This is a genomic window from Spirochaeta isovalerica, from assembly GCF_014207565.1.
GTDB classification, from domain to species: Bacteria; Spirochaetota; Spirochaetia; order DSM-2461; family DSM-2461; genus Spirochaeta_F; species Spirochaeta_F isovalerica.
Genome location: NZ_JACHGJ010000004.1, coordinates 36,819 through 56,114 on the forward strand (window position 1 = coordinate 36,819; position 19,296 = coordinate 56,114).

Annotated in this window: 16 protein-coding genes; 5 read left to right on the forward strand and 11 right to left on the reverse strand. The window is 47.4% G+C overall.

Annotation, left to right across the window (positions count from 1 at the left end):
• Positions 1 to 32: 32 nt before the first annotated feature.
• From HNR50_RS11595 to HNR50_RS11615, 5 genes are read right to left on the reverse strand one after another with little or no spacing between them, the layout of a single operon-like run.
• Positions 33 to 1,112, reverse strand: coding sequence for an SDR family NAD(P)-dependent oxidoreductase (locus HNR50_RS11595; RefSeq protein ID WP_221439863.1), 1,080 nt, complete (start codon positions 1,110 to 1,112; stop codon positions 33 to 35).
• A gap of 12 nt (positions 1,113 to 1,124) precedes the next feature.
• Positions 1,125 to 2,405: a PHP domain-containing protein gene (locus HNR50_RS11600; protein ID WP_184746940.1), complete on the reverse strand. Its 1,281-nt coding sequence runs from the start codon at positions 2,403 to 2,405 to the stop codon at positions 1,125 to 1,127.
• 3 nt (positions 2,406 to 2,408) lie between these two features.
• Complete coding sequence (locus tag HNR50_RS11605; RefSeq protein ID WP_184746941.1) at positions 2,409 to 4,868, reverse strand: alpha-ketoacid dehydrogenase subunit alpha/beta; 2,460 nt, start codon at positions 4,866 to 4,868, stop codon at positions 2,409 to 2,411.
• A gap of 15 nt (positions 4,869 to 4,883) precedes the next feature.
• Positions 4,884 to 6,212 (reverse strand): dihydrolipoyl dehydrogenase, encoded by a 1,329-nt coding sequence (lpdA, locus tag HNR50_RS11610; protein ID WP_184746942.1) that lies wholly within the window; start codon positions 6,210 to 6,212, stop codon positions 4,884 to 4,886.
• Positions 6,213 to 6,222: 10 nt separating this feature from the next.
• Positions 6,223 to 7,608, reverse strand: a complete 1,386-nt coding sequence (locus HNR50_RS11615; protein WP_184746943.1) for a 2-oxo acid dehydrogenase subunit E2 — start codon at positions 7,606 to 7,608, stop codon at positions 6,223 to 6,225.
• A 478-nt stretch (positions 7,609 to 8,086) separates the two neighbouring features.
• Here HNR50_RS11615 and HNR50_RS11620 point away from each other — a divergent pair, with 478 nt between their 5' ends.
• On the forward strand, positions 8,087 to 9,784 hold the full coding sequence (locus tag HNR50_RS11620; protein WP_184746944.1) for a hybrid sensor histidine kinase/response regulator: 1,698 nt from the start codon (positions 8,087 to 8,089) through the stop codon (positions 9,782 to 9,784).
• Between the two features lie 251 nt (positions 9,785 to 10,035).
• Entirely contained in the window at positions 10,036 to 10,818 is a 783-nt protein-coding gene (locus tag HNR50_RS11625) for a hypothetical protein (RefSeq protein ID WP_184746945.1), read from the forward strand.
• An 8-nt stretch (positions 10,819 to 10,826) separates the two neighbouring features.
• Here HNR50_RS11625 and HNR50_RS11630 read toward each other — a convergent pair whose 3' ends face one another.
• Positions 10,827 to 11,141: an STAS domain-containing protein gene (locus HNR50_RS11630; RefSeq protein ID WP_184746946.1), complete on the reverse strand. Its 315-nt coding sequence runs from the start codon at positions 11,139 to 11,141 to the stop codon at positions 10,827 to 10,829.
• 127 nt (positions 11,142 to 11,268) lie between these two features.
• On the opposite strand from HNR50_RS11630, the gene purB reads away from it, so the two are divergent.
• Positions 11,269 to 12,693 carry an adenylosuccinate lyase gene (purB, locus tag HNR50_RS11635; protein ID WP_184746947.1) on the forward strand — a complete coding sequence of 475 codons (1,425 nt, stop codon included), beginning with the start codon at positions 11,269 to 11,271 and terminating at the stop codon, positions 12,691 to 12,693.
• A gap of 37 nt (positions 12,694 to 12,730) precedes the next feature.
• Here the strand turns inward: purB and HNR50_RS11640 are convergent, their stop codons facing one another.
• Positions 12,731 to 13,492 (reverse strand): carbon-nitrogen family hydrolase, encoded by a 762-nt coding sequence (locus HNR50_RS11640; RefSeq protein WP_184746948.1) that lies wholly within the window; start codon positions 13,490 to 13,492, stop codon positions 12,731 to 12,733.
• The gene (locus HNR50_RS11645) at positions 13,489 to 14,490 is read right to left on the reverse strand and encodes an aldo/keto reductase (RefSeq protein ID WP_184746949.1); all 1,002 of its coding nucleotides are present in this window, start codon (positions 14,488 to 14,490) and stop codon (positions 13,489 to 13,491) included. Before HNR50_RS11645 ends, HNR50_RS11640 begins: the two co-directional genes overlap by 4 nt.
• Positions 14,491 to 14,663: 173 nt before the next feature.
• Here HNR50_RS11645 and HNR50_RS11650 point away from each other — a divergent pair, with 173 nt between their 5' ends.
• Positions 14,664 to 15,149 (forward strand): glutathione peroxidase, encoded by a 486-nt coding sequence (locus HNR50_RS11650; RefSeq protein ID WP_184746950.1) that lies wholly within the window; start codon positions 14,664 to 14,666, stop codon positions 15,147 to 15,149.
• A 3-nt stretch (positions 15,150 to 15,152) separates the two neighbouring features.
• Complete coding sequence (locus HNR50_RS11655) at positions 15,153 to 15,596, forward strand: MarR family winged helix-turn-helix transcriptional regulator (RefSeq protein ID WP_184746951.1); 444 nt, start codon at positions 15,153 to 15,155, stop codon at positions 15,594 to 15,596.
• Between the two features lie 81 nt (positions 15,597 to 15,677).
• Here HNR50_RS11655 and tkt read toward each other — a convergent pair whose 3' ends face one another.
• From tkt to HNR50_RS11670, 3 genes are all read right to left on the reverse strand, one after another.
• On the reverse strand, positions 15,678 to 17,672 hold the full coding sequence (tkt, locus tag HNR50_RS11660; protein WP_184746952.1) for a transketolase: 1,995 nt from the start codon (positions 17,670 to 17,672) through the stop codon (positions 15,678 to 15,680).
• Positions 17,673 to 17,756: 84 nt separating this feature from the next.
• Positions 17,757 to 18,512, reverse strand: coding sequence for a DeoR/GlpR family DNA-binding transcription regulator (locus HNR50_RS11665; protein ID WP_184746953.1), 756 nt, complete (start codon positions 18,510 to 18,512; stop codon positions 17,757 to 17,759).
• Positions 18,513 to 18,618: 106 nt separating this feature from the next.
• Positions 18,619 to 19,236, reverse strand: coding sequence for a VOC family protein (locus HNR50_RS11670; RefSeq protein WP_184746954.1), 618 nt, complete (start codon positions 19,234 to 19,236; stop codon positions 18,619 to 18,621).
• Between the last annotated feature and the right edge of the window lie 60 nt (positions 19,237 to 19,296).

Genomic DNA, 19,296 nt, shown 5'->3' on the forward strand with positions numbered 1-19,296 from the left:
GACGTAGAAGATGTCCCGAGATTCGCCTGATGCTAGTTAAGCATGAGCTGGCCGCCGGTGACCGGCACCGCCTGTCCCGTCTCATACTTCTGATCGACGATATACCTCACGGCCTTCATAACATCTTCGGTCGTACAACCCCTCTTCATCGGCACTTTCGCCTCGTAAAAGGCCCGCACATCGGCGATGGTCTTCGCCCCGGGAACTTTTCCTGTATTCAGATACTGAACAAACAATCCTCTATCGGGATCGGACCAGAGCGGCCCGTCGAGGAAGTTACCGGGACAGATAGAGTTCACTTTTATGTTGTCTGTAATGAGCTCAAGAGCGAAACTCTGAGTCAGGCCGATTCCGCCGAACTTGGCTCCCGCGTAGGCTCCGTTTTTATTGGAGCCTTCAAGCCCCGACTTGGAATTGATCTGAATGATATCGGTTAAATAACCGGATGCCATTTTATTCTGCTCCGCCATTAACCGGGCTGCGAATTTTGTGCAGATAAAATATCCCGTATAATCGACGGAAGTGACAAAGTTGAAATCTTTGAGCGTCATCTCTTTGACGCTTCCTGCTTTGAGAACACCGGCGTTACTGATAAAAACATCGACTCCGCCCGTTTTTAAAGCTATTGCTTCCATCATCCTCTCCACCGATTCTTCCTCGGTAACGTTGACTTCCACGGCGTAAGCAGTCTTTCTTCCGCTTTTGATGTTGAGCTCTTCGGCCAGCGCTTCAGCTCCCTTCATATTCATATCGGCGATAAAGACAATACTGCCCTGATCAACCAGATCCCGAACCAATCCTTCTCCGAATCCCTGAGCCCCTCCGGTCACAACAGATACTTTTCCATTGAGAACCGAGGGAGAGTGATTTCCGGGATAGTCAAGGGAGAATAACCCCATACCGGCGACTTCTATGGAAGCAGGACTGATTCCTCTCTCCTTCCTGTATTTTCTGAAGGCAACCGCCAGGCCGTCATCGGAGTTCTGACCTGCTTTGACTTTCAGAGTCTGATCATTCCCTTTCCCTTCCGGGGTAAAAGCGACGATGGCACATTTTCCATTATTATGGGATAGACCCCTTATCCAGGCTGCCATTTTCATTTTTTCATTCATTTCAATCACCTTCTACTTCAATATTTCTCTGATTTGCCCGGTTATAACCGGATCAGACGGATCGAGAAGACGACCGGCTTTACCATACCGGAAGATTCTCTCATCGAGAGACAGTCCCGCAAGGGGATTTTCTTTACTGAACAGATTGAGATCAGGATCACCGTCAGTCAGTTTTTCATGGGCTATGAGAGCCCAGGTCGCATCTATCAGGTGGGAGAAATCGGGATCGAGGACTTCCGGGCAGTGAAAAGACTGACGGGAGGAGTTGATATCCACGCCGCTGATCTCCATCAATCCGAATTCGCTGCTGAGTTTCTGAACCCGTTTCAGCTGTTCTTTTGTGTTGCGGGGCGGCATATAGGTTACGGCCCGGAAGCCTATCCTTTTCAATTCCTCAAAGAGAAGGTCCAGATAATCGTCTTCGAACTTCTCAGCTTTCTTATCACCTGTTGCACTATCCGTTACATCTCCCAGATAGGCATAAGCGGGAATGGCGCCGATGGAATTGGCGAAATTCACAACGACCTGCACATTGATGCACTCATCGTGATCGGGCTGTATAAAAAACCGTGGAAGGAAATTGGATTTCATAACACCCAGAAGATCGTACTGATAGTGGGGATTCGATTCGTCGAGAAGGAATTCTCTGATTTTAGAGCTGAGACTGATTTTCATCGTCTCTTCAAGAAAGCGGACAGTGTCCTCCCCTTTTCCGAATTGATCGAGGATTTTCCCGGCCAGGGCATAGAGAATATGACGTTCGGTAATGCTTCCCTTGATTCCCGCATTGGAGATGGCCAGAACATCTCTGTCAAAATCGATCTGCTCGATCGGGAAATCCTGGATCAGCTCGTTGAGCTTCTCCACCTCTTTCCTGTTTCTTTTGTTCCGTTCAACACAGATAGGAGCCAGAAAAGCTTCCACAAGGGGGAATTTATTCTGCGGAACTCCGTGTACCGCCATATAAGCGATATTTTCCGAGTCGGGATTGTTAATCTTCTTCCCTTCCAGTTTCGTTCCGTACATATTGACACGTACCTCGAAACCGCAGGTTGAAGCGATACCCAGAATTTTCGCCGCTTCAATTATTTCATATGCACCGGAAATGCTGTCGTGATCCATAATCCCCACAGCACCGAGCCCGGCTTTCCAGGCATGAAAAGCCGCCCCGGCGGGCGTATAGGGACTGAATGAATAGGTCGTGTGGACGTGGTTGTTCACTTCATCGTTTTTCGGCTCGGCGACTGCTTCGCCGGCCTTTTTTTTCAGGTTGGTCAGATTGATTTGACCCATAAATCAGACTCCCTCTTTGTTTCTTCTTAAAACTTCGCCATTTGTCTGGTTACTCTTTGCCGTGTAACCGGGCAGGGGCAGAATCTGCTCATGAACGGCATCGATCAGCCAGTCAGCGCTCGGGAAGAAATAATCTTCCATTTCGGCGGGAGGCGTAATCCAGTTCATGGCGCCGACAACAACGGGAGGAGCATCGAGATAGTCAAAAGCCTGACGGCTGATGTGAGACGCTGCCGTGTGGAGGAATGAACCTCTTTCGCTGGCATCGGAAGCGAGCAGGATTTTACCTGTTTTTTTAACGGACTCGATAATCTTCTCGTAATTGAGGGGATTCATAAATCTCATATCGATGACTTCCGCTTCCAGGCCGTGCTCCGCTTTAAGTTTCTCAGCGGCGTCCATGGCTGTATAAATTGTCGATCCGATTGTCAGGATAGTGATGTCCTTACCTTCTCTTCTGATAGCCGGCTCGCCTTCGGGAATCTCGTAGTAGCCTTCGGGAACGCCCTCTTTTTCGAACTGCTCGCCGATGCCGTATAGTTTCTGGCTTTCGAAGAAGATAACAGGATCGGTTCCTCTCAGAGCCAGGTTGAGCATACCTTTGGCATCGTAGGGAGTTGTGGGGAACATAACTTTCAGACCGGGAATATGAGCTGTAAGAGCCGTCCAGTCCTGGGAGTGCTGTGCACCGTATTTATTACCGACAGAAACTCTCAGGACGAGCGGCATCTTCAGAACTCCGCCGCTCATGGACTGCCATTTGGGCATCTGGTTGAATATTTCATCTCCCGCCCGGCCCATGAAGTCGCAGTACATCAGCTCGGCAACGGCCCGCCCGCCGCTCATGGCGTACCCGACAGCGGAACCGACAATCGCCGCTTCGGAAATGGGAGAGTTGAAAAGTCTGTGGTATGGCAGGGCTTCTGTGAGACCGCGGTATACAGCAAAGGCACCGCCCCAGTCTCTGTTCTCCTCACCGTAGGCGACCATTGTCGGATCTTCGTAGAACCGGTGCAACATGGCTTCGAAAAGTCCATCTCTGAGTGTAAAGGTTCTGGCCGCCGAATAGGGTTTGCCGTTCTCATCGAAGGCGAATCTGTTCTTTCTGGCATTGGATTTAACCTGGGGATTCTCCTCTTTGGGAGTGAGAACTTCAGGCTCTCTGTCGTCGAGTTTCGGTTCGTTTCCGTTGGAAAACATGACCGACTCGATAAAGGCCCCGTTTACATGGGGAGAAACTTCATCGTTAATGGCCAGAGACATGGTGTTGGTGATTTTTTCAACAACTTTTGTCTTCATAGCTTCCTGATCACTTTCGCTTATGACGCCGTTCTCAAGGAGATATTTACCGTATCCTTCGAGGCTGTCATTTTCTCTGAATGAATCGATCTCCTCTTTGGATCTGTAGGAAGAGGCATCGGAGGGAGAGTGACCGGAAAGTCTGTAGGTAATGGTTTCCATAAAGACAGGACCTTTACCTTCGAGGAGAAGTTTTTTCTTTCTCTCCATGGCATCAGCCACGGCGAGAGGATTGAAACCGTCCACTCTTTCGGTGTGCATATTGTCGGGATTAACTCCGGCGCCCACTCTGGCAGCCAGTCCGTAACCCATTGTCTCACCGGACGTCTGTCCGCCCATTCCGTAGAAGTTATTGAAGATATTGAGCATCCAGGGGGGATTGCCTCCCAGAGACTTGTCCCACAGAGTGGTGTACTGATCCATGGATCCCATGGAAAGAGCTTCCCAGACAGGACCGCATCCCAGAGAAGCATCTCCGATATTTCCGATTACGATTCCGGGTTTTCTGTTTACTCTTTTGTAGAGTGCGGCACCCATACTGATATCAGCGCTCCCCCCTACGATGGCGTTATTGGGCATGCTTCCGAAAGGAGAAAAGAAAGTATGCATGGAACCGCCGAGACCCTTGTTGAATCCCGTCGCACGGGCGAAGATTTCAGCCAGAGCACCGTAGAGAACAAAGTTTTCAGCCAGGTCTTTCGTATCGCCGTTTTTGTATCCTTTTTCAACCACTCTGAGGCAGTCTCCGCCGAAAAAGTTTTCCATGATACCGGTCAGATCTTTGTCATCCATCTGTCTGACAGCGGAAAAAGACTTGGATAGGATTTCTCCGTGGGATCTGTGGGAACCGAAGATAAAGTCATCGGCCGTAAGGTGATAGCTCTGCCCGACAGAAGCGGATTCCTGTCCGGCGGAAAGGTGAGCGGGACCTCTGTGATTGTAGGCGATTCCGTTGTAGGAACCTTCGGTTTTAATGGAGTTGAGCATCATCTCGAACTCGCGGACCATCAGCATATCGTAATAGATATTTTTCAGCCCCTCTTTACCGTATTTTTTCAGCTCTTTCTTTATGTCCGGTTTATACTGATTAACCGGGATATCCTTGATCTTTATTACATCTGATTTTCTTACTTCGATGGGATCGACTACTTGTGATCTTGGCATTCTTAAACTCCTTTATTACAACGCCCAGAGGGTATCTTTGATGATTTCCGATACCGAGGGATGGGGGAAAATGATTTCTTTAACTTCGCTGACTCTCAGTTCAGCTTCTATCATGGTTGAACCGGCCGCAATGATCTCGCTGCACATGCCGCCGAGCATGTGGACCCCGAGAATCACATCCGAATCCGCATCAACGACGACTTTACAAACACCGGAGGCTTTTCCGTTTTCCGCAAAGAACCTTCCATTTCCACGCATCTGCATGGAAGCGGCTTTTACATTGAATCCTTTTTCCTTGGCTTCACTCTCTGTCATTCCGACACCGGCCGCTTCGGGATGGCTGTAAACCGCCCAGGGAACAGCCTTGTACCGCATATGGTCGTCGCCTCCGCAGATGTTGTTTACAGCCACTTCGCCCATGCGGTAGGCTGAGTGTGCCAGTAGTGATTTACCTGTGACATCTCCAATGGCATAAACACCGGGAAGATTGGTCCGCATTTTATCATCTACTTTGATCCTGCCTCTTTCGATATCCAGACCGGCTCCTTCAAAGTTCTCTATATTGGGCCGCCTGCCGACAGACATGAGGATAAGATCCGCTTCGATGCTGTTCTCCTTCCCCTTTTTATCTGTATAGAAAACCTTCTTACCGTCTATCTTTTCCACTTTGCAGGAAAGGTTGAAATTGACAGCTTTCATTTCCCGCCTCATAACTTTTGCCAGGTCTCTGTCCATAAAAGGTACGATCTCATCCATCATCTCGATGATATCTGTCTGAATACCGAGATTGGAGAAAAAGGAAGCGAATTCCAGGCCGATAACACCGCCGCCGATAACGGCAACCTTTTCGGGAAGCTCTTTCAGCTCAAGAACTTCACGACTGGTTTTGACATGGGGACTGTCGGCACCGGGTATGGGAAGAATGAAAGGACGGGAACCGGTAGCTAATATGATAGTCTCACCTTCATATTCCTTTCCGTCGACCTGAACCTTCCTGCCGCCCTTGAAGAAGGCTTCGCCTTCGATGACGTCCACTTTATTGTGTTTCATAAGGAAAGCGACGCCATTGCGATTGTGCATAACAACTTCCTGTTTCCAGGCCATGGCCTCTTCCATATTGAAAGAGACATTCTCGGCATGGACGCCGAACTGCTCGCTGTGAAGAGCTTTCTTGTAGAGTTTTGAAGAGTTCAAAAGGCTTTTTGTGGGAATACAGCCCCTGTTGAGACAGACACCGCCGAGGTGTTCCTTTTCAATGATAAGGACTTTCTTCCCTCTGGCTCCCGCCCTTTCGGCAGCAAGATAACCGCCGGGACCGGATCCGATAATAATGATATCGTACATTAATCTCCCCTTATACTGCTGTGAGCAGATCGATATTTTCTATAGCTTTAACGAGTTCCTGCAGAAAAGCCGCTCCGGGAGCGCCGTCCACAGCCTGATGGTCAATCGTAAGAGACAGACCCATATAGGGTACGAACTTCACTTCGCCGTTTCTTTCTACAGGTTTGAGGTTGACTGAACAGACTCCGAGGATTCCCACTTCCGGTTTGTTGAGAACCGGTGTGAAACTCTCGATGCCCATGGACCCGAGATTGGTTATGGTAAATGTTCCGCCCTGCAGATCGTCGGGATTGGATTTCCCGGCATGGGCGGCTCCGAAAAGCTCCTTGCCTTTTTCCGAAATTCCCTTGAGAGAATAGGCGCCCGCGTCCTTGATAACCGGAACGAGCAGGCCTCTCTCCGTATTGACGGCGCATCCCAGATGCACTTTTTCAAAACGGCGGATCGTATCGCCGAAAAAATGCTCATTCAGTTCGGGATATTTCGGCAGCGTTTTCGCCACGGCGTAGAGAATCATATCGTTGATAGTGATTTTCTGCAGTCCCATAGATTCATCGCTGTTTTTAATTTTCTTTCTGAGAGCCAGGATAGCTGTCGCATCGGCGGAGGAATTAAGAGTGAGCTGAGCTGTCGTCGCAAGGGAATCGAACATTCTCTCAGCTGTAATTTTACGGATACCCCGCACTTTGATGTCTTCGACAGGACCGGGAAAAGCTGTATACGCTCCGGCGGCTGATGGAGCAGAAGGCTGAAGGGCCGCTTCGCTGTTCTGAACATCGGAAAGAAGAACCCGTCCTCCGATTCCGCTGCCTTTAACAGGCAAGGGCTTACCGGATTTAAAGAGCTCCTCGATTGCGGCGGGAGAGAGTGAGGGATAGTCTTTTGTCAGATTCAGGATATCTCTTTCAATAACCCGTCCATCCGGTCCTGAACCGGCAACTGTGCGAATATCTATTCCTTTGGCGGCGGCCAGATTCATGGCTCTGGGAGAACCGGCTCTTTTCCCTTCAACGGCTTCGGCGACCTGCGTCGCGGGAACCTGAACGGCAGCCTGAGCAGGTTCTGCAGCAGGAGATTTGCTTCCTTCAGAAGCTGAGGGAGAATTTTCTGCAGGGGATTCCTCTTCACCACCGGCAGAAAAGCCACTGATATCTTCACCGGGCTCACCGATAAGAGCAATCATTTCGTGCACCGGTACCTCGGCGTCTTCTTCATAAAAAATCTTGAGCAGAGTGCCTTCGAATCCCGATTCGACTTCGATTGTAGCCTTATCTGTCTCAACTTCACAAAGGATATCGCCAACAGCGACGACTTCTCCCTCTTTCTTAAGCCATGAAACAATGATACAGGACTCTACAGAGTTTCCCTGTTTGGGCATTAAAACTTTTTCCGCCACAATTCTCTCCTATTTAACAGCAAATCCGCTTTTTATCCGGTTTTTTTAACATTTCGTTATGGTTTTTATTATCTTTCGCTTAAGAGTTTTAGTCAATACTCTTTTTCTTTATTCTTTCTTTTTACTTTCTTATTACTTTTTTATTTCTTTCTCTAATTTTAGAATTTCATAATGGTCTATCTTGAATTCAACTGATTTTATCGGATAATTAATAGGGAGGAGGAATCTTCTGGAAGAAATCAAAATATATCCTCAATGGGAAAACATCCAAATAACCGAAGATTACTCTGTTTCATTCAGGACGGTAGGTGATTGTTTCCTTCTTTCACTGCCCTCGGGAGATAGTAGAGGCGAAGGTCTTTCCGGGTTTCTTCTTAAAAGAAAAGAATTCCTCGAGGAAACCGGTCTGTACCATAAACCCCATGTCGAATTGAAGGATTACTCGCAGATACGGGGTAAAATATCAAAAAATAACCGGATGATTTTCACCCGGCATCTTCTGGAAGAACAGGAACGGGGATATCTTCTGGGATTGATGGGCTTCAACGGTCCGCCCTTTATCAGATGGTCTTTTGAACTGGGTCGAAGACTTTACAGTAGAGATTTTCCTCTGCATCTATATAAGACTTATAGCGAAGCTTTGAATGAAGCAGAACTTCTTCTGGCATCAAGCCGTTCCGACTCTAAGATTTCCCATGATAATGACTTCTCCGATCCTGACGTGGAAAAGCTCTTTTACTATATTAGCGCAATGAGCTGGGATCTCGATTCTAATACAATGCCTTCGCTTGAAATTGATGAACAAAGCCCTTACCGGAAAATTTATGAAGCTCTGGCTCTTGTGAAATCGGACTTCAACCATATTCTGGAAAAGCAGCGGGAAACAGAAAAGGCTATTGAAACCAAAGTGCAGGAAAGGACGAGGCAACTGAGAGACCAGCAGACAAAACTTGAAACTAGCCTTGATCTGCTTTCCCATGACACGAAGAATCATTTTATAAGTCTTAAATATGATGCTGATCAGGTCGAGGATGCGAATCTGAAAAACTCCATGGAAGAATCCATCTGCGAGATTGAAGAGCTGATAAGCGAAGCTACGGGAATCATGTCATCGAAAAAGAGAATAACCTCTCTTCCTGAAATTCTGGAGACAATCCGTGTAACGGAAAAAAGGGTTCCACTGCAGGCTCACGACAGAATCCGCGTTGAATATAAATCTCCCGAATTTCTCTACGTTCAGACAACGGCTCTTTTAAAAAACGCCCTTTCAAACCTTATCGAAAATGCTTTGAAATACACCGGGACCGGCAATGAAGTGAGAATCTTCTGCGAGAGAAACAAAAAGGTTCAGATACATATAATAGATTTCGGTTCGGGAATTCCCGATGCGGAAAAAGAAAAGATCCTGGAAAAATTCTACCGCCGGGAGTTGAATGAAGAAATAGAGGGAACCGGCCGCGGGCTCTGGATAACTAATAATATCATCCGTCAGGAGGGCGGGACGCTGACCATATCGGACAATCCCCGGGGGGGAGCTGTTTTTTCCATAAGCCTGCCTCCCTATCAAGTTGAAGACTTCCAGGGGATGCTGAAGGAACTGTCCGAATGGTTCGAAAGCCCGCTCGACTCGATCCGCTCCCGGGCGGAAACTTATAGAACACTCTATCAGCTGCAGGGGCGCGAAGACGTTGAAGATCTTGATTCCGCTGTTTTCACGTCTCTCCTGTCGGAAATAAGGAAAGAAAGAAAAGAGGAAAAGCAGGCCCATATGGCCAGAAAACTGGATCACCTGAAGAACCGGAACCCTGAAGGAAAGTCCATTATCATCGCCGATGACTCACTCTATGTCCAGTATTATCTGAGCCGTTATTTTACCGAGCTCGGGCTTAATGTAATCGATTATGTGGATAATGGAGAATCAGCTGTCATCTCCTACAGGAAGAGAAAACCCGATTACATTTCTCTGGATAATAATATGAATGTCATGACCGGTCCCGAAGCAGCGGAACAGATTTACGCTTACGATAAGGACTGCCGGGTTATTTTCATAACAGCTTTAGGAGATTCCAGTCTGTTCAGAGAAGCGCTGAAAGAAAAACTGGCTTCATGCAGATACAGGATTCTTACCAAACCGATTTACAAAAAAGATATAGAAGTACTTCTGGACGAATTTTAAGAGAAAAGGCTGACTCACTCATCGGCATGACCGACTGGTCTGGTTTGTACAACCTTTCCCGGATTATTCAGAAATAGTATATTTTTTCTTTTTCTCTTCTTTTTTACTTAATGGTAATAATTATAGAAGACTGAAATTATTCTGACAAATTTTCATATTTTTGAGCTCTTTGCAAAAAAATCCTGTTTTTTGCTCAGAAACTCTTATAATTGTTCTGTTGAATCAAAAAGTTTTAATAAAAAGGAAAATCTATGAAAAAAGTCAGCAAAATCCTGCTTCTCTTAGCGGTAGCAGGTATCATGTCATCATGTCTGCAAAGCGGCATAGACATCACAGTCAATAAAGACGGAAGCGGAGAACTGGTTCAGACATTTAAAGTCCAGAGAGAGTACATGGCCTTTATGAATATGGGAGAGTCCTCCAGCGACCCTAATATGATCAATAGAGATCAGCTTGAGCAGATGGCTGGAATTATGGGTGAAGGAGTTGTCCTGAAAAAGATCATCCCCTCTCCCGCAGATAACATCTATGCAGGTTATGAAGCGGTTTATTCCTTCAGTGACATTACAAAGCTGAAAACCTCACCGACCCCTATGACTACGCCGGGAGAAACGGGGGACGATTCTGACTGGATCACTTTCGATTTCGCCAAAGGCAATACGGCCAGACTGACAGTTATCTCTCAGGAAAGCGAAGAAGAGATGATGGAAGAATCTGAAGAGGAATGGGAATCCTCAGAGCCTTCCGCGGAGGAGCAGGCTCAGATAGATCAGATGAAACAGATCTACAGAACCATGCATTTCTGGTTCAAAATCCATTTTAACGGTTCCATTACAAACACCAACGCTCTCTATTCCGATAAATCAGCCATTACCATTATGGATATGAGTTTTGAAAAAATCGTCGAAAACGATGATCTGTTCAAGAAACTGACTTCAGAAGGCGAAAGCGATCTGGAAAAGATAAGGGGAGACCTGGAAAAAGCCGGCGTTAAGGTTGACGACAGCGACAATATAGAGGTTTCTTTCCGTTGATTGTAATCCTATTTTGCGCTTTCAATGGTAAAAAATTCGTTGAGGCGCATAACTGAAAACAATTCCAGCAGATCCGGGGAGAGATTGGTAATGACCAGCTCTCCTCCCCTCGCGGTCAGTGTGTTATGGGTGGATACCATCAGTCCGATTCCCATGGAATCGATCATTTCTACAGTGTTGAAATTCACAGTAATACGGTTCAGCTGTTCCGATAATAATTTCTTCAGCGTTCCCCGCAAATCTTCAACCGTTTCCGATACAAGATTTGCCGAAAAAAATATCTCGGCGGAATCCGCTTTTTTCTCAACAGTAATACGGCTCATTCTTCAGTGACCTCACTCAACACTATATAACATATTCTATTCTTTCAGACTAAACTATAAAAGCAAAAAAATCCAAAGGTTCCTGAGCTTCATTGACCCGAATCGGATGATCCTGATATAAATTGACATGGAACAGATAGAAAACGTACTGGCACAAAGGTACGCATCTGAAAAGATGAAAGAAATTTGGTCCCCCAGGGGACGCATACTGCTGGAACGGGATCTATGGATTGCCGTATTGAAAGCCCAGAAAGATCTGGGACTCCCTATTGATGACGATGTCATCCCCGCTTACGAAAAAGTCCGCGATACAGTGAATTTACAGTCAATCAAAGACAGGGAGAAAATCACACGACACGATGTTAAATCGCGCATCGAGGAATTCTGCGAACTGGCCGGTAAAGAGCACATCCACAAGGGAATGACCAGCCGGGACCTGACGGAAAACGTTGAACAGCTCCAGGTGTATAAAGCACTGGAACTCACCAGATCAAAAGCTGTTGCGGCACTGGTAAAACTGGCGGAAAAAGCCGATTTCTATCGACACCGGATAATCACGGCCAGAACCCACAATGTTGCGGCTCAGCCGACCACTCTCGGCAAGAGAATTGCCATGTTCGGACAGGAGCTCCTTCTGGCTCTTGAGAATCTCGATAGAGTCATTGCCAATTATCCAGTTCGGGGTATAAAAGGTGCCGTGGGAACTCAGCTGGACCAGCTGACCCTTTTTAACGGTGACAGCGGGAAAGTGAAGCTACTGGAAGAGAAAATTGTCGGCCATCTTGGCATCGGCCGCAGTCTCAATGCTGTCGGGCAGGTTTACCCCCGTAGTCTCGATCATCATGTTGTCAGCGCTCTCTATCAGTTGAGCAGCGGTCCCTCCAGTTTTGCCAAAACGCTCCGTATCATGGCAGGAAATGAAACGGCAAGCGAAGGATTTGCCAAAGGCCAGGTTGGTTCATCGGCCATGCCTCATAAAATGAACAGCCGTTCCTGCGAAAGAGTCAACGGTTTTCATCTTATACTCAACGGATATCTGAATATGGTGGCCGGTCTGGCGGGAGACCAGTGGAACGAAGGAGATGTGTCCTGTTCCGTTGTCAGGAGAGTTGCCCTCCCCGATAGTTTCTACGCGATCGACGGGATGTTTGAAACATTTCTGACAGTTCTGAATCAGATGACCATATTCCCCGCTGTTATCGAGCGTGAAAATACCCATTATTTCCCTTTCCTCTCATCGACAACCATTATGATGGAAGCTGTGAAGAAAGGCGCCGGACGGGAGACGGCTCATGAAGCGATTAAAGAGCATGCCGTAGCCACGGTTCATGATCTGAGAAACGGCGTAATCGATTCCAACGATCTCCTGGACAGACTGGCAGCCGATGACAGGCTCGGCCTGACCATGGATGAGCTTAAACAGATTCTCTCCCGCGGAGAGGAACTGGTCGGAGCGGCTTCTGCCCAGGTGGATGCTTTTATGGCTGAAGCGGAGAAATGGAAAACGGCGTATCCCGAAGCAGCCGGTTATGATCCGGGGAATATTCTTTAATATCCGATGTCGGGATCGGATGGGGGAAGCAAGGGATTCAGTTTCTCATATCCTTTAAAAAAGGGAATCGCTGTCTGACAAAATCTGTTTCGCCCTCATCGATTTCAAAGCAGCGGCATTCGCCGTCCAGTCGAAACAGCTCGACCTCGTCACCGGAAGGGCTGAAGACGGCGGAATGCCCGTTGTAATGCAAACCGTTTCCATCGATTCCTTTTCTGTTGACGGCGACGACGAAGCACTGATTCTCTATGGCGCGGGCTTTTAAAAGGGCATCCCATTGATCGATCCGGCTATCCGGCCAGTTGGCGATGACAAAGATAACAGAGACGCTTTTTGCCACTCTCCTGAATAGCTCGGGAAAACGAAGGTCATAACAGATAAACACCGAAGATTTCATACCTTCAATTTCAAAGACAATCTGCTTATCTCCGTTACTGTAGATTTTATCTTCACCGGAATAGGAAAAACCGTAATTCTTCGTATAGACATCGATGATTTCACCATCGGAATTAATGATATACGCCCTGTTTTCATAAGAGCCTTCCGATTTGACTGCGATTCCTGCAATTAGGGAAATTCCGTATTTTGCCGCCAGCTGGTTGAGTGTGGAGACAACCGTTCCGTTTTCAGCCTCTGTGATTTTTTCAGCGTTCATGGAAAAACCGGTGGCGAACATTTCCGGAAAAACGGCGATGGCACAATCATGCTCGACAGCAGTCTCTATCAGTTTCTCAGCTTTCCGGAGGTTTTTGTCCTTATCCTCCCAGAATATGTCCATTTGCATGAGCGCCAGTTTCATTTTTTAAGAACCGCCGAGTAGTTGAAACTGGTGCTCTCTTCATTTCTGTCGGTTGCAGGAGGCGGTTCGGGAGAAAAAGATGAAATTTCGTTCCGCATTTCCTCTGTCATATTTATGTCAACTGAAGCAAGCGAATCTTCGAGCTGCCCGGGATTTCTGGCGCCGATAATCGGTGCGGTAACGGCGGAATGAGCTGCCACCCAGCGTACAGCCAGAGAGACTGGATTCATATTATTTTTTTCGGCGAATTCCGTAAATGCTTCGGCAATATTGAAATTGATCTGATCGCCGTAACGCCGGCCATACATTTTATTCGCCACGATTCTTCCCGTTTCGGGTTTACGGTTTTTTCCGTATTTGCCGGTCAGAAGTCCACCGCCGAGAGGACTGTAGGACGTAACAGCGATATTTTCGCTTTGAGCCATGGGAAGGATTTCCACTTCAGCCTGTCTCTTGGCCAGATTATACATGGGCTGGATGCATCGGATGGGAGCGTATCCCCTTTCCGATGCGATACTGTTGGCTTTGACGACCTGCCAGGCGGCGAAATTGCTCACGGCAGGATAGAGAATTTTTCCCTGACTGACCATATCATCGAGTGTCCTCATTATGTCGGCAAGATCCATATTGTCGTCAAAACGGTGTATATAAAACAGATCGACATAATCTGTCTTCAACCGTTTCAAACTGGCATGGAGAGACTCAAAGAGGTGTTTCCTCGAAGCACCTTTGCTGTTTATCCCATCTCCGAAGGGGAAATAAGCTTTGGTAGTCAGGATCAGCTCCTGTCTTTCCGCAGAGGAAAACTCCCCCAGATATTCTTCCGCCAGTCCTTTCTGATAAACATTGGCGCAATCGAAAAAATTGATACCCCTGTCCCGGGCTTTCTTGTACATAGCCAGAGAAGTGCTCTTATCGGCATCACCGCCGAAAGACATTGTACCGAAACAGAGTTCAGAGACCTGAACTCCTGTATTGCCCAGATATTTGTAATCCATAGTTATTCCTTTTTGTTAATTATTATAGTCGTTTTTATTAAAAGAACCACTATTTACAGCACTGGGTAACAGACATTGGGAAACCTATAGTACAGGAAAAAGAATGTATTTCTTGACTTTTTATATCGTGCGCGATATATTCGTTATAGATAATATCGTTAAGGAGCTTATAGATGTCTGAATTTTATGAAAAAGAAGCCCGGGATGTTCAAGGGACAAATATATCAATGAAAAAATTTGAAGGAAAAACCGTTCTCGTTGTCAATACAGCCAGCAAATGCGGTTTTACTCCTCAGTATGAAGGATTGCAGAAACTCTATGAAAAATACAAGGACAGGGGTCTGGAGATTCTCGGTTTCCCCTGCGACCAGTTTGCTCACCAGGAGCCGGGCACCGATGAGGAGATATACAAGTTCTGTTCCGTCAATTTCGGTGTGACTTTTCCCCTATTCCGAAAAATAGAAGTGAACGGATCGGAAGCCCATCCCATCTATCAGTATCTTAAAAAAGAGCTGCCCGGCGCCATAGGTCCCGCTATCAAATGGAATTTTACCAAATTTCTCATCGGACCCGACGGTAAGCCCCGGAAAAGGTTTTCCCCCTCCACAGAGCCAGAAAAACTGGAAAAGTATATTGAGCCCCTTCTTTCCGGTGAATAGTATATGGGCGGATATGAACAGCTGAAACTGGAAAACCAGTTCTGTTTCCCTCTCTATGCGGCTTCGCGACTGGTAACAAGAATGTATCAGCCTCTGCTTGAAAAACTCGATATCACCTATCCCCAGTACCTGATTCTTCTGGTTCTCTGGGATAGGGGAGAAGCCGGAGTCATGGAATTGGGAGAGAGACTGATGCTGGCTTCCAACACGCTGACTCCCCTTCTGAAGAGAATGGAAAGCAAAGGTATAATCCGGAGAGTCCGTTCGGAAAATGATGAAAGAAAAGTCATCATTTCACTGACAGAGAAAGGGAAAGACATGGAAGAACAAGCCTGCCATATTCCGGAAGCTCTTGCGACCGAAGCCGGAGAAAACTTTCCACTGGAAAGAATTCTTAAACTCCGTGATGAACTGAATGATTTCCTGAAAGAATTTAAAACTATCTGAAGGTCAGGAAACAGAATATTGCTGTAACCGGTGTAAAAAAAGGACCGCCAACCGGCGGTCCCTGCTTTTCAAGTCAGCGGCTTATGCAAAATGTTTTTTGATCTTCTCTACAACAGCTTCGGGAACAAATCCGAATTTTTTCTGAAGTACGCCGGCAGGAGCCGATTCACCGAAGTGATCGATGCCGATCGCCAGACCGTCAAATCCCACATATTTGCCCCACCCGTAAGTGGTCGCTGCTTCGATGGAGACTCTTTTCGTGCATGAGGAAGGCAGAACGGAATCTCTGTAAGCTTTGTCCTGTCTTTCGAAGATCTCTCTTGAAGGCATGGAAACCACTCTGACTTTTTTCCCCTCTTTTCTCAGAAGTTCCGCAGACTCCAGAGCCAGGTTCACTTCCGAACCGGTGGCGATGAGAATCATATCGAATCCCGCATCTTCACTGAGAATATAAGCCCCTCTGGACATATCGATTTTTGCGGCCTGTTCAGACGATAGGGGTGCAAGATTCTGTCTTGTCAGAACGAGAGCCACAGGTCCCTGAATCCGGACAGCCTGATTCCAGGCATGGGCCGCTTCATTGGCATCGGCTGGACGGATAACTGTCATATCCGGAATAGTTCTGAGCATGGGAAGCTGCTCGATAGGCTCATGTGTCGGTCCGTCTTCACCGACGAAGAAAGAATCATGAGTCAGAATGTAGACCTGATTCAGTTTCTGAAGGGCTGCCAGTCTGATAGCCGGCTTCATGTAATCGGAGAATACGAAGAAAGTCGAACTGTAGGGAATGGCCACTCCGTAAAGAGCCATACCGTTGGCAATCATGGCCATACCGAGTTCCCTTACGCCGAAGTGGAAGTTTCTTCCCTCATAAGAACCTGCCTGAAAGCTGGTTTCTCCCTGGATATCCGATTTTGTTGAAGGAGCGAGGTCCGCTGCTCCCCCCATGAGAGAGGGAATCAGTTCCGCCGCTTTCTGAAGGATTTTACCGCTGGAGGCTCTGGTCGCCATGGCGCCCTCTACGGGAGCAGCCTTGAGGAGCTCTTCGAGAAGATTCTCTGGAACGGTTTTGCCAGTAAGGGAATCGATGAGAGCCGCTCTGGAACTTTCGGCTTTTCTGTAGGCTTCAAAATCTTTATTCCACGCTGCTGCCTCTTCTTTCAATTCCTTTATACGGGCACTGATTTCTGTTTTGACTTCCGCGGGAACGGTAAAGGGTTCCGCGCTGAAACCCAGCGCTTCTTTTGTCGCAGCAAGCTCTTCGACTCCGAGCGGCTCACCGTGGGTTTTATGGGAACCGCCCTTATTGGGAGCTCCGAATCCGATTGTAGTCTTTCCGATAATGAGAGTCGGTCTGCCGTCGCTTTTGCGGGCTGCGGTCAGAGCCATATCGTTCTGATCGAGGTCGTTCCCGTTTTCAACATGGAGAACTCTCCAGTTATAGGCTTCGAAACGCTTTGCCACATCTTCAGTGAAGGCCTTGTCGGTATTTCCTTCAATAGTGATCTTATTGTCATCGTAAAAAACAATAAGATTGTCCAGTTTGAGGTGTCCTGCCAGAGAAGCGGCTTCGGAAGTCGTTCCCTCCTGCATACAGCCGTCGCCGGAAATAACATATACTTTCTGATCTTTCAACAGATCGCTTTTGTCCAGACCTGTTCTGGCGGCAAAGTTCTTCGCTGCCATTGCCATTCCAACCGCTGATGCGAAACCGCTTCCCAGAGGTCCGGTGGTACAGTCGACACCGGCTGTATGACCGAACTCGGGGTGTCCCGGAGTCAGACTTCCGAGCTGACGGAAATTCTGGAGTTCTTCCATGGACAGGCCGTAATCGAAAAGGTGAAGGAGCGAATAAAGAAGCATGGAACCGTGTCCCGCTGAGAGGACGAAACGGTCTCTTCCGATCCATGCGGGATCGGCGGGGTTGTGACGCATATGCTTTTTCCAGAGCGTATATGCAAAATCGGCACATCCCATGGGCATACCGGGATGTCCGGAATTGGCCTTTTGAACAGCTTCGGCAGAAAGAACACGGATTGTGTCAGCTGCCAGCCTGGCGTTTTTGTCAGTTTTCATTAAAACATTCTCCTGATATTTTTATGATTTTTTTGATGCGACTTCAGTATATAATCAAAAAAACCTTCTGGTCTATGGGTGGGTTTATACGAGACGGATGTCTGTTCCGCTTTCGCGGATTTTTTCAAAAGTCTCCCTCGGCAGCCCCCTGTCACATATGATGGAATCGAGATGGTCGAGAGATAGAATTTTGACAAAACCGTTCATTCCGTATTTAGTCGAATCCGCCACGAGTATGGTTTTGCGGGCCTGCTGGTTCATTTTCTTAATGACTTCGGCGCCGTCCACCAGATCGGTGGTCATTCCCGTTTCCAGCGAAAATCCGCTTGTTCCCACAAAGGCGTATTTGACGTGAAAGTTTTCCAGATCCACCAGCGACACCGGTCCGACGATGGCTTCTGAAGATGGCTGAAATGAACCTCCGACCAGCGTCAGGTGCAGAGCCGGATTAATACGGGCGTACGTGAATACGAGAGTGGAGTTTGTTACGATATGGATATCCCGTTTTCCAAGCAGATATTTGGGAATGAGCGCTGTGGTCGTTCCGTCGTTTATCATTATGGTATCGCCGTCCTTAATCATATCCGCGGCGGCTTTGGCAATGCGGTTTTTTTCTTCAACGGCATGTTTCTGGCTTTCGAGAATGTCAGGATGAAAAGCCGGAAAAGCTCCCCCCCGGGTTCTGACGATAAGCCCTTTTTCCTCCAGAGATGTAAAATCGCTCCGGATGGTCACTTTAGAGACTTCAAGCAAATCACTGATTTCATTGACCGACGGATTATTGCCTTCCATCAGTATATCAAGAATTTTCTTTTCTCTTTCGGAAAGACTGACATTCATTGCACAAACTCCTTACGGGCAGAACAGCATCAAAAGCAATTATACATCTCTTTCCTTTTATTTTTCAATATCTTTCTTTGGACTTTCTTTTTTCTTCTTTTCTTTATTAGAGGAACTGATTGTATTCGAGTCTGAGACCATCGTGGTTCTCCGTTACGAAATAGGTGACGCCGTTCTCAAAAAAAGGCAGTACGGCGATCCCCTCTACGACGGGAATTCCTTTCGAAGTGACAGCGGCATACCGCTCCTGCAGATCTTTTTCATCGAAAGCGATATGATTGACAGGTCCCGGTGCCACGAGACCCTCCGACACTTCCCTTATCTTCAGCCGTACATTTCCATTGCGGAAAAAATCATCGTCCTTCACAAAGCTGTGAAGAACCAGATCATCTGCTGTTTGAACGGGATCGGAGCTGTTAAGTTCTATATAGGCTAAAGACGCAAGGGCGCCTTTCTCAAAAACCAGATTTTCCCCCGACGGGCCGGAATACGTCCCTTCAAGTTCGGGAGAAATAAAATGCAGGGCTCCGATCACGGGATTGTCCGGCTTGGAAAGAGGACTCGTATAAAACTCGAGCATTGTGCCGGCCACTTCGATAAAGGCGACTTTGACTCCGTCATTCAGAACGGTCCGGAAATGGGGAGAGAACCCCATATCTCCGTACCACGCAACAGTCTTTTCCATGTCCTCGACGGGGATGCCGATGTGCTGAATTTCAAACATTTATTACCTTCTTCGCCATTATACAACTCTCCCGCCGGGCAAGTAAACATATAGTCAAGA

What these genes read in the sequence shown, in the direction of transcription:
- HNR50_RS11595 (WP_221439863.1), bottom strand. Translation starts at nt 1,112, where the DNA reads ATGAATGAAAAAATGAAAATGGCAGCCTGGATAAGGGGTCTATCCCAT.
- HNR50_RS11600 (WP_184746940.1), bottom strand. Translation starts at nt 2,405, where the DNA reads ATGGGTCAAATCAATCTGACCAACCTGAAAAAAAAGGCCGGCGAAGCA.
- HNR50_RS11605 (WP_184746941.1), bottom strand. Translation starts at nt 4,868, where the DNA reads ATGCCAAGATCACAAGTAGTCGATCCCATCGAAGTAAGAAAATCAGAT.
- lpdA (WP_184746942.1), bottom strand. Translation starts at nt 6,212, where the DNA reads ATGTACGATATCATTATTATCGGATCCGGTCCCGGCGGTTATCTTGCT.
- HNR50_RS11620 (WP_184746944.1), top strand. Translation starts at nt 8,087, where the DNA reads ATGATTTTCACCCGGCATCTTCTGGAAGAACAGGAACGGGGATATCTT.
- HNR50_RS11625 (WP_184746945.1), top strand. Translation starts at nt 10,036, where the DNA reads ATGAAAAAAGTCAGCAAAATCCTGCTTCTCTTAGCGGTAGCAGGTATC.
- HNR50_RS11630 (WP_184746946.1), bottom strand. Translation starts at nt 11,141, where the DNA reads ATGAGCCGTATTACTGTTGAGAAAAAAGCGGATTCCGCCGAGATATTT.
- purB (WP_184746947.1), top strand. Translation starts at nt 11,269, where the DNA reads ATGGAACAGATAGAAAACGTACTGGCACAAAGGTACGCATCTGAAAAG.
- HNR50_RS11640 (WP_184746948.1), bottom strand. Translation starts at nt 13,492, where the DNA reads ATGAAACTGGCGCTCATGCAAATGGACATATTCTGGGAGGATAAGGAC.
- HNR50_RS11645 (WP_184746949.1), bottom strand. Translation starts at nt 14,490, where the DNA reads ATGGATTACAAATATCTGGGCAATACAGGAGTTCAGGTCTCTGAACTC.
- HNR50_RS11650 (WP_184746950.1), top strand. Translation starts at nt 14,664, where the DNA reads ATGTCTGAATTTTATGAAAAAGAAGCCCGGGATGTTCAAGGGACAAAT.
- HNR50_RS11655 (WP_184746951.1), top strand. Translation starts at nt 15,153, where the DNA reads ATGGGCGGATATGAACAGCTGAAACTGGAAAACCAGTTCTGTTTCCCT.
- tkt (WP_184746952.1), bottom strand. Translation starts at nt 17,672, where the DNA reads ATGAAAACTGACAAAAACGCCAGGCTGGCAGCTGACACAATCCGTGTT.
- HNR50_RS11665 (WP_184746953.1), bottom strand. Translation starts at nt 18,512, where the DNA reads ATGAATGTCAGTCTTTCCGAAAGAGAAAAGAAAATTCTTGATATACTG.
- HNR50_RS11670 (WP_184746954.1), bottom strand. Translation starts at nt 19,236, where the DNA reads ATGTTTGAAATTCAGCACATCGGCATCCCCGTCGAGGACATGGAAAAG.